This window comes from Luteimonas sp. AC640a, from assembly GCF_979256585.1.
Genome location: NZ_CEEDOV010000022.1, coordinates 110,924 through 123,693, shown reverse-complemented (window position 1 = coordinate 123,693; position 12,770 = coordinate 110,924). Strand labels below are relative to the sequence as shown.

Genomic DNA, 12,770 nt, shown 5'->3' with positions numbered 1-12,770 from the left:
AGGAATGCCGTACCGATGAAGATCCTCGTCGCCTACAAGCGCGTGGTGGACTACAACGTCCGCATCCAGGTCAAGCCGGACGGGTCCGGCGTGGTCACCGATGGCGTCAAGCTGTCGGCCAACCCCTTCGATGAAATCGCGCTGGAAGAAGCCCTGCGCCTGCGCGACAAGGGCATCGCGACGGAGGTCGTGGTCGCGACGATCGCGCCCGCCGACGCCCAGGCGCACCTGCGCAACGGTCTGGCCATGGGCGCGAACCGCGCCATCCACGTGGTCTGTGACCAGGCGATCCAGCCGCTGACGGCCGCCCGCACCCTGCTCAAGCTGGTCGAGAAGGAACAGCCGGACCTGGTGATCTTGGGCAAGCAGGCCATTGACGACGACGCCAACCAGACCGGTCAGATGCTGGCGACGCTGTGGGGCCGCCCGCAGGCGACCTTCGCCTCGAAGGTCGAGATCGCTGACGGCAAGGCAACGGTCACACGCGAAGTCGACGCCGGCCTGGAGACGCTTGAAGTCGACCTGCCGGCCGTCGTCACGACCGACCTGCGCCTCAACGAGCCTCGCTTCATCAAGCTGCCCGACATCATGAAAGCGAAGTCGAAGCCGATGGAATCGATCCCGTTCGCCGACCTTGGCGTCGAGTCGGTCGACACACTCAAGACCACGCACTACGAGGCGCCGACCAAGCGCGGCAAGGGCGTCATGGTCAAGGACGCGGCCGAACTGGTCGCTGCGCTCAAGGCCAAGGGCCTGCTGTAACGCTTCTAGCCCCCTCTCCCGCTCGCGGGAGAGGGTTGGGTGAGGGCGCGCCGACGCGAAGCGCGACTCCCCTACGTATTCGGAGAACTGCCACCATGTCCAAAGTCCTTGTCATCGCCGAGCACCTCGACGGCACCCTGAACGCCAGCGCGACCGCCAAGACCGTCGCTGCGGCGCAGGCGCTGTCGCCCGACTCCATCGACGTCGCGGTATTCGCCGCCGATCCGGCCGGCGCCGCCGCCGAAGCCGCCGCGATTGCCGGCGTGTCGAAGGTCCTCGCCGTTGCCAATCCGGCCAACGCGCATGCTCTCGCGCAGGTGCTGGGCCCGCAGATCGCGAAGCTCGCTTCTGGCTACAGCCACGTTTTCGCGCCGTCGACGACATTCGGCAAGGACCTGCTGCCGGTCGTCGCCGCGCTGCTGGGCGTGAACCAGATTTCCGACCTGATGACGGTGGAGAGTAGCCACGTCTTCAAGCGTCCGATCTATGCGGGCAATGCCATCGTCACCGTCGAAGCGCCGGCCGAGCATCCGGTCGTCGCCACGGTGCGTACGGCGTCCTGGCAGGAAGCCGCACGCGGCGGCAGCGCGACGGTGGAAACGAGCAGCATCGATGCCGAACTGCCAACGCACACCCGCTTCATCGGTCTCGCCGCAGGCAGCACTGACCGCCCCGACCTGCAGAGCGCCAAGCGTGTCGTCTCGGGCGGCCGCGGCGTCGGCTCGGAAGAGAACTTCAAGATCGTCTTCGATTTCGCCGACAAGCTCGGCGCGGCCGTCGGCGCCTCGCGCGCCGCGGTCGATGCCGGTTACGTGCCAAACGAACTGCAGGTCGGCCAGACAGGCAAGATCATCGCGCCCGAGCTCTACGTCGCAATCGGCATCTCCGGCGCGATCCAGCACCTGACCGGCATCAAGGATGCGGGCACGATTGTCGCGATCAACAAGGATGCCGATGCACCGATCTTCGAGATCGCGGACATCGGCCTGGTAGGCGATCTGTTCAAATTGCTACCGGAGCTCGAAGCCGCGCTCTGAAGCACCACCCGCCTTCATCCAAGGGACGCGCGTCGCGCGCCTCTCTCTAATCTCACGGGAAGACTATAAGAATGAGCAAGCGCGTGATGGTGGTGTTCGGCACCCGCCCCGAAGCCATCAAGATGGCGCCCGTCGTCGAAGCTCTCAAGTCCACGCCGGGCGTTGAGACGATCGTCGCTGTGACTGCGCAGCATCGACAGATGCTGGATCAGGTCCTCGATCTGTTCGGCATCGTTCCCGATGAAGATCTCAATGTGATGCAGCCAGGCCAGACCCTCGCCGGCCTCACGTCGAGGATCCTGCAGGGCATGGATGAGGTGATCGCACGCCGCAAGCCCGACATCGTACTCGTGCATGGAGATACCACCACGACATTCGCAACGTCGATGGCGGCGTTTTACAACCGTACGGCGATCGGTCACGTCGAAGCAGGCCTTCGCACGGGCAATCTTTATTCACCCTGGCCTGAAGAAGCCAATCGAAAGCTAACAGGCGCCCTGACAAGACTGCACTTCGCGCCTACCAGTCGTTCGAAGGACAATCTGCTGGGGGAGGGTGTGGCTTCCGAGAGAATTCACATCACAGGCAACACGGTTATCGACGCATTGCTGGCCGTGATCAAAAAGATTGGTAGTGACAACGCACTTAAAGATCAGCTGGCTTCGCGTTTTACGTTTCTGGATCCACGCAAGCGGCTCGTACTCGTCACCGGGCATCGTCGTGAGAATTTTGGCGGTGGTTTCGAGCAGATATGCCATGCGCTCAAAGCAATCGCAGCGCGGGGCGACACGCAGGTCGTCTATCCAGTTCATCTGAATCCAAACGTGCAGGAGCCGGTCAACAGGATTCTTGGCGCGCAGTCTGATGTGCACCTGATCGAACCCCAAGACTATCTCCCGTTCGTGTATCTGATGTCGCGTGCGCATATCATCGTGACCGACTCGGGCGGGATTCAGGAGGAAGCGCCGTCCCTTGGCAAGCCTGTGCTGGTCATGCGCGATACGACCGAGCGGCCCGAGGCGGTTGATGCGGGTACGGTGATGCTTGTCGGCACCAGTCAGGAACGCATCGTAGCGAGCGTGAACTCGCTTCTGGACGACGCGTCCGCTTACGAACGCATGTCTCGAGCGCATAACCCCTATGGAGACGGCGAAGCGTCGGCCCGCATTGCCAGCGTTGTAAGCAGCGCCAACGCCGAGACAATCGGCGGGTAAGCGGTTTCATCGAAAGCGCACAGGAAGTCTTAGTCTTTATCTCCCGTATCCGCTAGCGCTCTGCAGACATTCTTGCCAGCACCACCGGACACGGTCTTATCCCCTATTGCACGGGTCGAAGTACTGTTTTCGCCTAGAATCAACCCGCCTTGGCGGGGGTCATCGCAGCACGGCTGTCAGGACAATGTTTCCGCCGTAGCACCTCGTGGTTATTGAATTGCTACGCGAGGCGCCCCGCATTTCGCACATATACTTCACAGGCGCATGCGCCCAAGGAACCGGAACAGAATGTCTTCAACGATTCCCCTCAACTCGCTCCTGCGTCATATCGAACCGTTGCAAGAGGAGCTCGTTGCAGTCTCTGATCAGGTTATCCGTAGCGGCTACTACGTCCTCGGCCCCCACGTAGAGACGTTCGAAGCTCAGTTCGCGCTGTATTGCGGCGTTGACCACTGCATTGGCGTGGCAAACGGCACAGACGCACTCGAATTATCACTTCGCGCCGTAGGCGTACAGAAGGGCGACCAGGTCGCAGTCATCGCGAATGCAGCCATGTACAGCACCTCGGCAGTGCTGGCAATCGGTGCAGTTCCGGTGTTCATCGACGTCTCCGACAATTCGACCATGGATTCGGCAGCGCTGCGGAACGCCCTGGCAGTCGGCCACATCCGCGCGATCGTCGTAACTCATCTCTACGGCCAGTTGGCGGACATCGCGTCTATCGCAGCGGTCGCACGCACCTTCGGGGCGGCGCTGGTGGAAGACTGCGCCCAAGCTCATGGTGCCCGCGATGCGTCCGGCCAAGCCGCAGGGAGCTTTGGAGATGTCGCCAGCTTCAGTTTCTACCCGACCAAGAATCTGGGCGCACTCGGAGATGGCGGAGCGGTCGTGACGCGAGATGCGGAGGTGGCGCTTCGGGTACGGCAACTCCGCCAGTACGGCTGGGGGCAGAAGTACAGGAATGAACTTTCCGGCGGCCGTAACAGCCGTCTTGATGAGCTTCAGGCGGCAATGTTGAGCGTCATGCTGCCGCGCCTGGACAGCTGGAACGCGAGGCGTCGAGAGATCGCCAATTTCTACAGCGCGAGCATACGGAACGCTGCGATCGAAATTCCACCGGCAGTGGGGAATGCGTCGGTAGCGCACCTGTACGTGATCCGCTCCCAGGAACGCGATCGACTGAGAACCCATCTCACCGAGAATGGAATTGGAACAGACGTGCACTATCCGCTTCCTGACCATCGACAGCCTTGCCTCGAAGGTCGTTACAACGAAGTGCACTTACCGAGGACCGAGCTTGATGCAGCAACCGTGCTGTCTTTGCCGTGCTTCCCCGAACTGACAGATGGAGAGGTGGAACGGGTGGCGAACGCATGCAATCTCTTCTGACACCCGGTCTTTCAATCGTTGTTCCTGTCTACCGGAATGAAGCGTCCATCGATGCACTTCTGGCTGGCATTTCGTCTTTGTCCACGTCCCTTCCGATGCCGATCGAAGCAGTGTTCGTCGTCGACGGAAGTCCTGACCAGAGCTTTCAGCGCCTACGCGAGCGCCTGCCGTCGCAAAATTTCGACGCGCAGCTGATTGCGCTGTCGCGCAATTTCGGTGCGTTTGCCGCCATTCGAGCAGGGCTATCTGCAGCTCGTGGACAGATCATCGCGGTCATGGCAGCCGATCTGCAGGAGCCTCCAGAGCTAGTCCTTGAGTTCGCAAGGACTCTCGCCGATGGTGAACACGATGTCGCATTTGGAGTCAGAGAGTCGCGGGTTGATCCAGCGTTCTCGAAGCTCGCGTCTAATGCATTCTGGTCGATCTATCGGACCCTGGTAATGCCGGATATTCCAAGAGGCGGAGTTGACATATTCGCACTCACGTCCGCTTTTCGGGACAAGCTGTTGATGCTAGGCGAAACGAACACCAGTTTGCTTGCCCAGCTCTTCTGGCTAGGCGGGAGGCGCGCATTTGTGAGTTATTCACGTCGCGAGCGAATGCATGGCAAAAGTGCATGGACCTTTAGCAAGAAAATCAGATACCTGGCGGACAGTGTCTTTGCCTTCACCGACTTGCCTGTCAGGCTCCTTATCGGCTCCGGCGCGGTTGCAATGGCGCTCGCATTGCTCCTGGCGGTACTCATTCTGCTCGCCAGACTTTCCGGACTCGTTGCGGTACCGGGATACGCAGGCACCATGTTGACCATTCTCTTCTTTGGCGCTTTGAACTCGCTGGGTCTCGGCGTGGTGGGCACGTACGCCTGGCGAGCATTCGAGAATACTAAAGCGAGGCCACTCGCCGTCATTCAGAGCCACGAAAATTTTGTAACGGATAATCCATGACCGCGATCATTCATCCTAATGCGTTGTGCGAGAGCGAAAACATCGGTGCGGGGACTCGCGTCTGGGCTTTTGCCCACGTGTTGCCAGGGGCCCGCATTGGAACTGAATGCAATATTTGCGATGGCGTTTTCATTGAAAACGATGTCGTAGTTGGAGACCGCTGCACAATCAAGTGCGGAGTACAACTATGGGACGGCGTCCGACTCGGCGCCGATGTCTTCGTCGGCCCCAATGCGACGTTTACCAACGATCTGTTTCCTCGCAGCCGTCAGCATCCTGAAGAGTTTGCGAAAACTCTCGTCGAGGACGGCGCATCGATCGGCGCCAATGCCACAATTCTTGCCGGCATTACGATCGGGCGTGGCGCAATGGTAGGCGCCGGCGCAGTCGTCACTCGTTCTGTTCCTCCGAACGCGATCGTTGTCGGCAATCCTGCGCGAATTTCCGGCTATGTCACGGAATCCCGTCTGTCTTCCGATGCTTACCCTGCGTCGCAAACTCAGGTAGACGGGGCGCCGCAGTCCTCTGCTACCAGGGCGCAACTCCATCGGCTCCCTCGATTCTCGGACCTTCGCGGCGCATTGACCGTGGGCGAATTCGAGAAGGATCTTCCGTTCGCCCCAAAGCGTTACTTCATGGTGTTCGACGTACCGACACAGGAGACGCGCGGCGAGCATGCACACCGTCGCTGCCACCAGTTTTTAATCTGCGCGAAGGGATCAGTTCGCGTACTCGCTGATGACGGCCACTCCCGCGAGGAATTCGTTCTCGACTCGCCCGAAGTTGGCATCCATCTGCCGCCAATGATCTGGGGAACGCAGTACCGTTACTCACCCGATGCCGTCCTTCTCGTGTTCGCCTCTGAAGGCTATGACGCCGATGAATACATTCGTGACTACGCAGAGTTCAGATCGCTGACGAATTCACCGCAGTGAAGCACCGCGCCCTCGAGATTGCGAGATTCCTCGTTGCAGGGGGATCAACGACGATTTTCTCATACGTCATTTATCTTGCGCTTCTCCAAGCGTCTTTTGCGTACATCATCGCGTACCCGATCTCGTTTGCCGCAGGCGTGATCTGGTCGTATTTCATCAACAGCTGGTTCGTGTTCAAGCGGCGTCCCACCATCAGAGGACTGGTTGCGTTTCCACTGGTTTATCTGATCCAGCTCGCGCTGGGGACTGTCATCGTCTACGTGGCAGTTTCAAAGGCGGGACTTCCTGCGTGGGCCGGTCCACTTGTCACGATAGTTGCGACGCTCCCGCTCACCTACGTTTTCTCCCGCTGGATCGTCACCCGAACATCCGCGCCCCCCCTGAGCGCATCCGACCGAAGCGACCCGGGATCTTCGCCCAAATGAGATTGCCATGTTGAGTCGGAAAATTTTTGTCAGCCCGATCGCACGCGCCGCTACAGGTTTCGCTGAAACACTCGCACGATCGAGCGCGCTTACCGCTATCGCGGTATTTAGCGGCGCATTGTTTCTTTGTACCGCGCTAGCCTACGGACAGGATCTTTTTCTAGGAGTGGCGAGGCACGGATTGGCAACTGGACTGCTGTGGGCGTTTCTCCCAATCCTGATGGTATGTGCGGCTGTCGCAGCACTCCTCCGCAGGGGTCGTCCACTCGCGCCCTCGATTTTCCTACCTACGGCTGTTGCGGCGTCGGTCGCCCTCTACTGCATATATGGATACGCCGTCGAAGCGCCGTGGCTCAGCGATTTCCAACGCATGTGGGTCGCCGTGGGTCGGTTGGTGGAACAGAACCGTTTTTCAGCCGATGGCATCATCCATCAACGCACCCTCCCGATCCTTTGGCCCGCTGTTTATCTATTCGGGCACGCGCCCATACTTGTCCCCATTGTCAATGGGCTACTCCTAGTCTCAATTCTTCTGATTGGCTATGACGTATTGCGACGCACGCAGAGCCATCTGTCTGCTCAGATATTCGCTGTTCTCTGGATCGGTGGCGCGGAGACTCTGTACGCTCTCAAGATACCGACTCATGATCTCTGGGGCCTGTTCTTCGCCGCACTCACCCTCTGGTCAATCGTACTGGTCTCCGAGAGGCGCTACGAGAGCGCTCCACGCCAGATCGCTCTGGGCTTAGTTGTTGGCATCCCAGTAATTCTTCTTGAAGTACAGCGCGAGCTAGGACTCGTGGCACTGGTGGCGTTGGGAACTACAGCTCTGATTCTCGCAGTCAAAGTGCGGACTGTTGAGAATAATCGAGTCTCTTGCCGCTTGCGATTTGCCTGCCTCTTCGCTGGCGCGTCAATTGCGTTCCTGATCGGAACCATGGGATTGAAGTCGATAGGCGTGCTCACGACAGACCCGTCCTACGCGTATCTTTCGAATGTACGCACTGCCGCGCTCGCACCCGGTTACTCAGACGGAACATTTCGGTATGCCCAAGCGTTTGGCACCGCTTTCCTGCGTCCACAACAACCTGATGCGCAGCGAGAGACCGCCAAGGCTCTGTTCATATCGGATTTCAGCGAGCAGCCAATGGCCCGCGTCTCGGGAGCCGCTTTCAAGACTAGTCGTTTGGCGCTATTGGGTAGTCAACACGGCTTTTACTACAATGAACTGAATCTCAGCGCGCCGAAGCTCGCTGAGACTCTGACAACCTACAACAAGCTCTATGCATTATTGATCGCTGGTCTATTTCTCTCAGCGTTGCCAACTTCGCTGCGATCGCCCTCCTCATTAACTGTCGCGTTCTCTATCGCGTTTCTGGGAGTGCTCATCGGCGGCCTAGTCACAATCGGCGAAGTCCAGCCTCGCTATGCATTTCCAGTGTGGTTCTTCGCACCTCTTGTTATTGCAGCCCATCTGGGGCGCGCGCGTGGATCGATTGAAGGTTCTGTTAGTGCCCCACCATTTGCGCCGACGCTTGTTGTAGGTAGCGCCACTGCGTTAATTGCAGCTGCTACAGCCTGGTTCGTCACCGATATTCGCTATACGCCTCAAGACGGCAGGGTAATCTCCGGATTCTCCATCGTCGGCGAGGGTGTGGAACCCTTACGGGGTGCTTCGCCCCGACAGCTGGATCGAAAGGTCAGGAATAACCGCTCGATCGGTATCGGCGACTTGGGCTTTACCCTTGGTGCAAGCGGTGTAACAAGCGGTCGCAGCCGCATCGTTGCCACCCAGCGAGTCTGCGCACAGGGCGATAGAACCAACCTCCGCTTCGGATACGTGATGCCTTACGACAATCTGCAGGCGACAGGCAGGTTTGAACTACGCGTCATCGCGCGCGATTCACTTGTCTTCTCGCGCATGCTGCCGGATGACGGGAATTTTCATGATGTTGCAATTCCCGCCGCGCTGGAGCCAGGCGGATGCACGGAAGTCCAGTTCATGCTCGTGAACCATCGGCCACTCCAAAGAGACTCGTGGGTCAGAGCATCACTCACGGAAATTTATTTCCCCAGACTTTCCGCGTATTGAACACGGTGGTGATTCCAGCTTGCTTTTGACTGCAAGGGCCTCCGAGGAACTCGGAAGTACCAGCTCCATTCCTGGCAGCGCTGGCACGACCTCTGGGAAGTGCTTCGATCCCTTGCCCTAGGTCTAATGTCAGCTAAAAACTCCGGGGGCGATCTGACGTTCCACATCCGCGAAGCGCGTTGCCCGTGCGCAATGAGTTCTGACCTGTCAGAGCCTTGGAACGCCGGATGATGGTGGGGCAGGAACGTGGTTGGAGTTGTTCCGGTCCAACCACGCAGCCTGCTGCCCATTCCTGCCGGACAGGAAAAGCGAAGGACTACTCCGCTTCAGACCATGACACAACGATCGTGCCCTCGGCTTCTGGACCGAGGCTGAGGTCTGGATCGAAGTGGATATTGAATCTCATCACGCCAATTGAAGAGCTCTGAGCGACATAGCGAACCCCCCCCTCCGTGTCGTTAGGACCGCGGACACGAAGACGCGTTTTTTCCAAGTCAGCGCTCAGAAGCGAAGATATTTCGCTATCTGGAACCGACAGATACTCCATCACCACGACATGGGTGACCTTTCCGTCCGCCGCCACGTCGTCGCGCTGAGACCTAATTCGATGCGGAAACGACGGCGTATATCCTGCGAGCAACACAGCCTGCGCAGGACGCCGAACCGGTTCGGCTGCTTGCGCGCTCTCGACTGGCTCACTCTGTTCGACAACAGCCGGTTCGGGATCTGTGCCGCATGCAGTCAGAACCAGCGCCAATGCGACGCAGGCGCAGGATCCACCAATTTTCAAACGCTTTGCCATAAGAACTCCTCAAGATTCAATAGAACAGAAAAAACTACCGCACTGCCGAGAACGTCATCACAACGGACTTCGGCAGCACCAGACTCGAGTGGAACGAGAGTCCGGCAGAACTTGACACCCAACTTTCTGCGATCTCCTTCTCGTCTTGGCGGACCGTGTCGTCAAGAACGACCCAGGCGCCTTCGGCAAGGCGTCTGCCAAGAACTGGAAATGCAGGGTATCGAGCTCTAGGACCAGTTGAAGCCGGTGGCCCATCCACAAAAAGAATATCTATTGACTCTACTTCCGACAGAGCGCTCACGTCGTACCAGCTGTAAGTGGTGCCTTCAACCTCAATCTCTCCAAGGGGGGCATCTATCACAGTGACCCAATCAGAGATTCCATTATCGACCACTGCGGCCCGCGTTCGATCCGCAAACTCGTGCAGGTGCTCCAACGCGAATACATGCCCCTCACCTCTAGCTTTGCAGGCCAAACCCAGCCATACCGTAGAAGTTCCCGAGCCGCACTCCACAATTGAGCCGATTGCCGGCCGCCTTGCGACTTCGCCGAGCATCGCTGTAAGCGTTGGGGACGTGATCGCCCAGTCGCCCAACGGGGGCATTCGACTGTCAGCCCCCACAAGCTTCTCTGCAGCGAGCCGAAACGCATAACTATCGCCGGGCAGGCGCTCGATGTCTCTCCGCACGCTCGAGATCTTGGCGTCTAGCTGCCTGCGCAGCGTACCGGTGGCTTCAAGCTGCTCGGCCGCTGACTCCGTGGAAGCTCGATACGCGATCTTCGTGCGGCGTAGTACATCCTCCCACTTCGAATCGGCTTCACTGAGATCTGACTTCAATCCGGCAATCACATTGTGCGAAATCTTGACCCGCCGAATGAGGTCCGTGATCTCCGAGTGCGTTCTGGCCGATCCTGTTTTGAGCTCCAAGAGGAGTGCATGAGAAAGTTCCGACTTCTGCAGTGCAGTATCGCCACTTCGAGCGGCCCGCTTGATTTCACCACTGAAGCCCGCAAGTGATCGCTCCAGAATTGCCTGCCTATTGATCAGACCGGAGATTGCCTGCCGATTGGCACACAGGTCCGACTCCATCCGCTGACAGATGGACTCGATGTCCTTCACGGAACTCCGAACTTCCCTCAATCTGCTTCCTAGCTCACTCACCCAACCCTTGACGACGTTCGCCAGCGGGATGAGCGCAATTAGACACGAAGTGACCGCGATGAGCAGTAGTACGGCACCTGCATTCACGCCAAATGCAAGCACCCAGGCGGCCATGACCGGGCACAGCACGCCGACCACGAAGATCAACGCAGGCAAGGCAAGGACTCTCTTCATTCTATTGCTTCCGGACAATGACAGAGCGGCTGCGCTCTCTGACTTAATGCCAGAAGCTCCACTTTCAACTTCAGACACAGCCAGGAGAGATTCGTCAGTTTGATTATCTTGCTGAGGAGACACGGTCAGTTGCGGGGTGTCTGTGGGAGCAGCACCTAACATATTTTCCAGAGAAACGCGTGTGTGCTCATACATCATCTCTCCATAGTGAAAAGGCCCGAGCCCCCAACGATGATTCGGGTCAGCGACGAACAGGCGATCGGGATAGTCAACGGACCTCACCCCGAATTTTTCATCGAGATGACGATACATTTCCTCTAGTCGCAAGTTCTCTTCGAGTATTGAATCTTGATCCTCTAAAGGTTCGCCGCCCAGCGTACGAGTCGCCAAGAACACACGGTTCAACACGATCTTGTCGTTACCCACCAGTTCGAACAACCGACCAACGCCCTCTTCCCAAAGTCGCCATCGTTTCGGATGACCAGGAGCCATGACACCGCTGATCGGCGTATCGACTCGAGCCCTTCTGAACTCGGGCGACAGGGTGACCGGTTCGTCATCTATGAACCCAATCTTGAAACGCTCGTCGATCAAGTCGAGCAGTAGAAAGTCGAAATCCGATCTTGCCAAATAACCGGGCAACTTTCTGCCCAGATCGGCAGCAATCATCCTTTGCTGCCATTTGCTCTGCACAAAGGAAAAGTCAGGAACGACGCGAGGCGTTCGCTCACGCAGTGCACACGCTAGAGAACTCCGAGCGACATAGTTAACCACGCGGGGGCCGTCTCGATCATCGTCGAAAACGTCCCGCGAGACACAACTGCCGAGAATAAAAACCCTGTTGCTCGGCGTATCCGTAAAAGTGGCTGGCTTCGCGTTCGCCAAAAGCCCTGTGACGGCTGATTCCGCGGTTTCCTGCAAATCCGAAAGTCTCGTAATCAACGAGATCAGCATGGACTGCGGGGGAGCAGAGTGTCCCGCGCCCCAGGCCATCTGCACCATTGCAATATCATCGACCGGAGAGCACCAAAGCCCGGCGTCGCTTTCGCAGAGGTTGAGCGCCTGCCTCCAAGGCTGCGCATGCTTCGTCACGTGGAATACATCATCATCGTTCTGAAGATAGATGAGCCTCCGGGGATGTCGCCCAGCGGCGTGATCTTGAACGACCGAATGCACAACCCCGATCTTCTTCAGAGCAGCTTCAACCGCGGCTTGACTGATCTCATCCGGCCAAATTTCAGACGGATATGCAATCCTCAGATACCTCAGAACGGCTGATCGATAGTAGAGCGTGAAATTCGTTTGTGGGTTCCACACCAATACGGAGCAAGGAGCCCTGACTCTCGCGCCGAAATGAAGTGCCGCGAATCCGCCACCAGATCCTCCCACCAGCAGAAGCTCGATGCGGAGGCGCTCGGAAACCCCGGCAAGAAGCTTTGCGATAGATTCCTGGCAAGCATTGAATTCGCTGCCTGCATACCAGGCCAGCGCAAGGTCCTCAGAGATCGCAAGTGATGGATCGGCAATGCAGAGTACGCTGACTCCGAGTTTTCCCGCGATTCCCGCGCCCGAGAAGAATGGCGCCCTTCCTTTCGATCGATCCTTGACTGCAGCACCGAAGAAAACGGGCAGAACCGCCTGCCCCGCGCTCATCGCATGCGAGTTGATTATCAAGATGTCTAGAGGCGCAAACCCAGCGGAAATGCTGTGCACGCCGTCGCGAAGTCCATCCTGCAGCGATTCCAGATACGAATCCAGGCCGAGCCACTTCGTGTGGGCCTCGCTCCAGGGACCGTAATCAAGTGCAAGATCGGGAACTGTCTCTGACATACCG

At 58.3% G+C, this 12,770-nt stretch carries 10 protein-coding genes; 8 read left to right on the top strand and 2 right to left on the bottom strand.

All coding sequences use genetic code 11. The features are described from left to right. The first annotated feature begins 15 nt into the window (after nt 1–15). The 8 genes from ACZ9YD_RS16505 to ACZ9YD_RS16470 all read left to right on the top strand — a co-directional run bounded on the left by ACZ9YD_RS16505 (nt 16) and on the right by ACZ9YD_RS16470 (nt 8,798). Nucleotides 16–762, top strand: a complete 747-nt coding sequence (locus tag ACZ9YD_RS16505; protein ID WP_232137934.1) for an electron transfer flavoprotein subunit beta/FixA family protein — start codon at nt 16–18, stop codon at nt 760–762. A gap of 95 nt (nt 763–857) precedes the next feature. Then, the gene (locus tag ACZ9YD_RS16500; RefSeq protein ID WP_465076355.1) at nt 858–1,799 is read left to right on the top strand and encodes an electron transfer flavoprotein subunit alpha/FixB family protein; all 942 of its coding nucleotides are present in this window, start codon (nt 858–860) and stop codon (nt 1,797–1,799) included. A 71-nt stretch (nt 1,800–1,870) separates the two neighbouring features. After that, nucleotides 1,871–3,013 (top strand): non-hydrolyzing UDP-N-acetylglucosamine 2-epimerase, encoded by a 1,143-nt coding sequence (gene wecB / locus ACZ9YD_RS16495; protein WP_465076354.1) that lies wholly within the window; start codon nt 1,871–1,873, stop codon nt 3,011–3,013. A 288-nt stretch (nt 3,014–3,301) separates the two neighbouring features. Then, complete coding sequence (locus tag ACZ9YD_RS16490) at nt 3,302–4,402, top strand: DegT/DnrJ/EryC1/StrS family aminotransferase (protein ID WP_465076353.1); 1,101 nt, start codon at nt 3,302–3,304, stop codon at nt 4,400–4,402. Then, nucleotides 4,387–5,346, top strand: a complete 960-nt coding sequence (locus tag ACZ9YD_RS16485; RefSeq protein WP_465076352.1) for a glycosyltransferase family 2 protein — start codon at nt 4,387–4,389, stop codon at nt 5,344–5,346. Before ACZ9YD_RS16490 ends, ACZ9YD_RS16485 begins: the two co-directional genes overlap by 16 nt. After that, nucleotides 5,343–6,281 carry a WxcM-like domain-containing protein gene (locus tag ACZ9YD_RS16480; RefSeq protein WP_465076351.1) on the top strand — a complete coding sequence of 313 codons (939 nt, stop codon included), beginning with the start codon at nt 5,343–5,345 and terminating at the stop codon, nt 6,279–6,281. Before ACZ9YD_RS16485 ends, ACZ9YD_RS16480 begins: the two co-directional genes overlap by 4 nt. Continuing rightward, entirely contained in the window at nt 6,278–6,706 is a 429-nt protein-coding gene (locus ACZ9YD_RS16475; protein WP_465076350.1) for a GtrA family protein, read from the top strand. The genes ACZ9YD_RS16480 and ACZ9YD_RS16475 overlap by 4 nt, the downstream gene beginning before the upstream one ends. Before the next feature lie 394 nt (nt 6,707–7,100). Then, entirely contained in the window at nt 7,101–8,798 is a 1,698-nt protein-coding gene (locus ACZ9YD_RS16470) for a hypothetical protein (protein ID WP_465076349.1), read from the top strand. Between the two features lie 316 nt (nt 8,799–9,114). Here ACZ9YD_RS16470 and ACZ9YD_RS16465 read toward each other — a convergent pair whose 3' ends face one another. Further along, the gene (locus tag ACZ9YD_RS16465; RefSeq protein ID WP_465076348.1) at nt 9,115–9,600 is read right to left on the bottom strand and encodes a hypothetical protein; all 486 of its coding nucleotides are present in this window, start codon (nt 9,598–9,600) and stop codon (nt 9,115–9,117) included. A gap of 34 nt (nt 9,601–9,634) precedes the next feature. Next, a complete protein-coding gene (locus tag ACZ9YD_RS16460) occupies nt 9,635–12,766 on the bottom strand; it encodes a DUF6270 domain-containing protein (protein WP_465076347.1) in 3,132 nt (1,043 codons plus the stop codon). Nucleotides 12,767–12,770 lie beyond the last annotated feature (4 nt).

What these genes read in the sequence shown, in the direction of transcription:
- ACZ9YD_RS16490 (WP_465076353.1), top strand. Translation starts at nt 3,302, where the DNA reads ATGTCTTCAACGATTCCCCTCAACTCGCTCCTGCGTCATATCGAACCG.
- ACZ9YD_RS16500 (WP_465076355.1), top strand. Translation starts at nt 858, where the DNA reads ATGTCCAAAGTCCTTGTCATCGCCGAGCACCTCGACGGCACCCTGAAC.
- ACZ9YD_RS16505 (WP_232137934.1), top strand. Translation starts at nt 16, where the DNA reads ATGAAGATCCTCGTCGCCTACAAGCGCGTGGTGGACTACAACGTCCGC.
- ACZ9YD_RS16480 (WP_465076351.1), top strand. Translation starts at nt 5,343, where the DNA reads ATGACCGCGATCATTCATCCTAATGCGTTGTGCGAGAGCGAAAACATC.
- wecB (WP_465076354.1), top strand. Translation starts at nt 1,871, where the DNA reads ATGAGCAAGCGCGTGATGGTGGTGTTCGGCACCCGCCCCGAAGCCATC.
- ACZ9YD_RS16485 (WP_465076352.1), top strand. Translation starts at nt 4,387, where the DNA reads ATGCAATCTCTTCTGACACCCGGTCTTTCAATCGTTGTTCCTGTCTAC.
- ACZ9YD_RS16465 (WP_465076348.1), bottom strand. Translation starts at nt 9,600, where the DNA reads ATGGCAAAGCGTTTGAAAATTGGTGGATCCTGCGCCTGCGTCGCATTG.
- ACZ9YD_RS16460 (WP_465076347.1), bottom strand. Translation starts at nt 12,766, where the DNA reads ATGTCAGAGACAGTTCCCGATCTTGCACTTGATTACGGTCCCTGGAGC.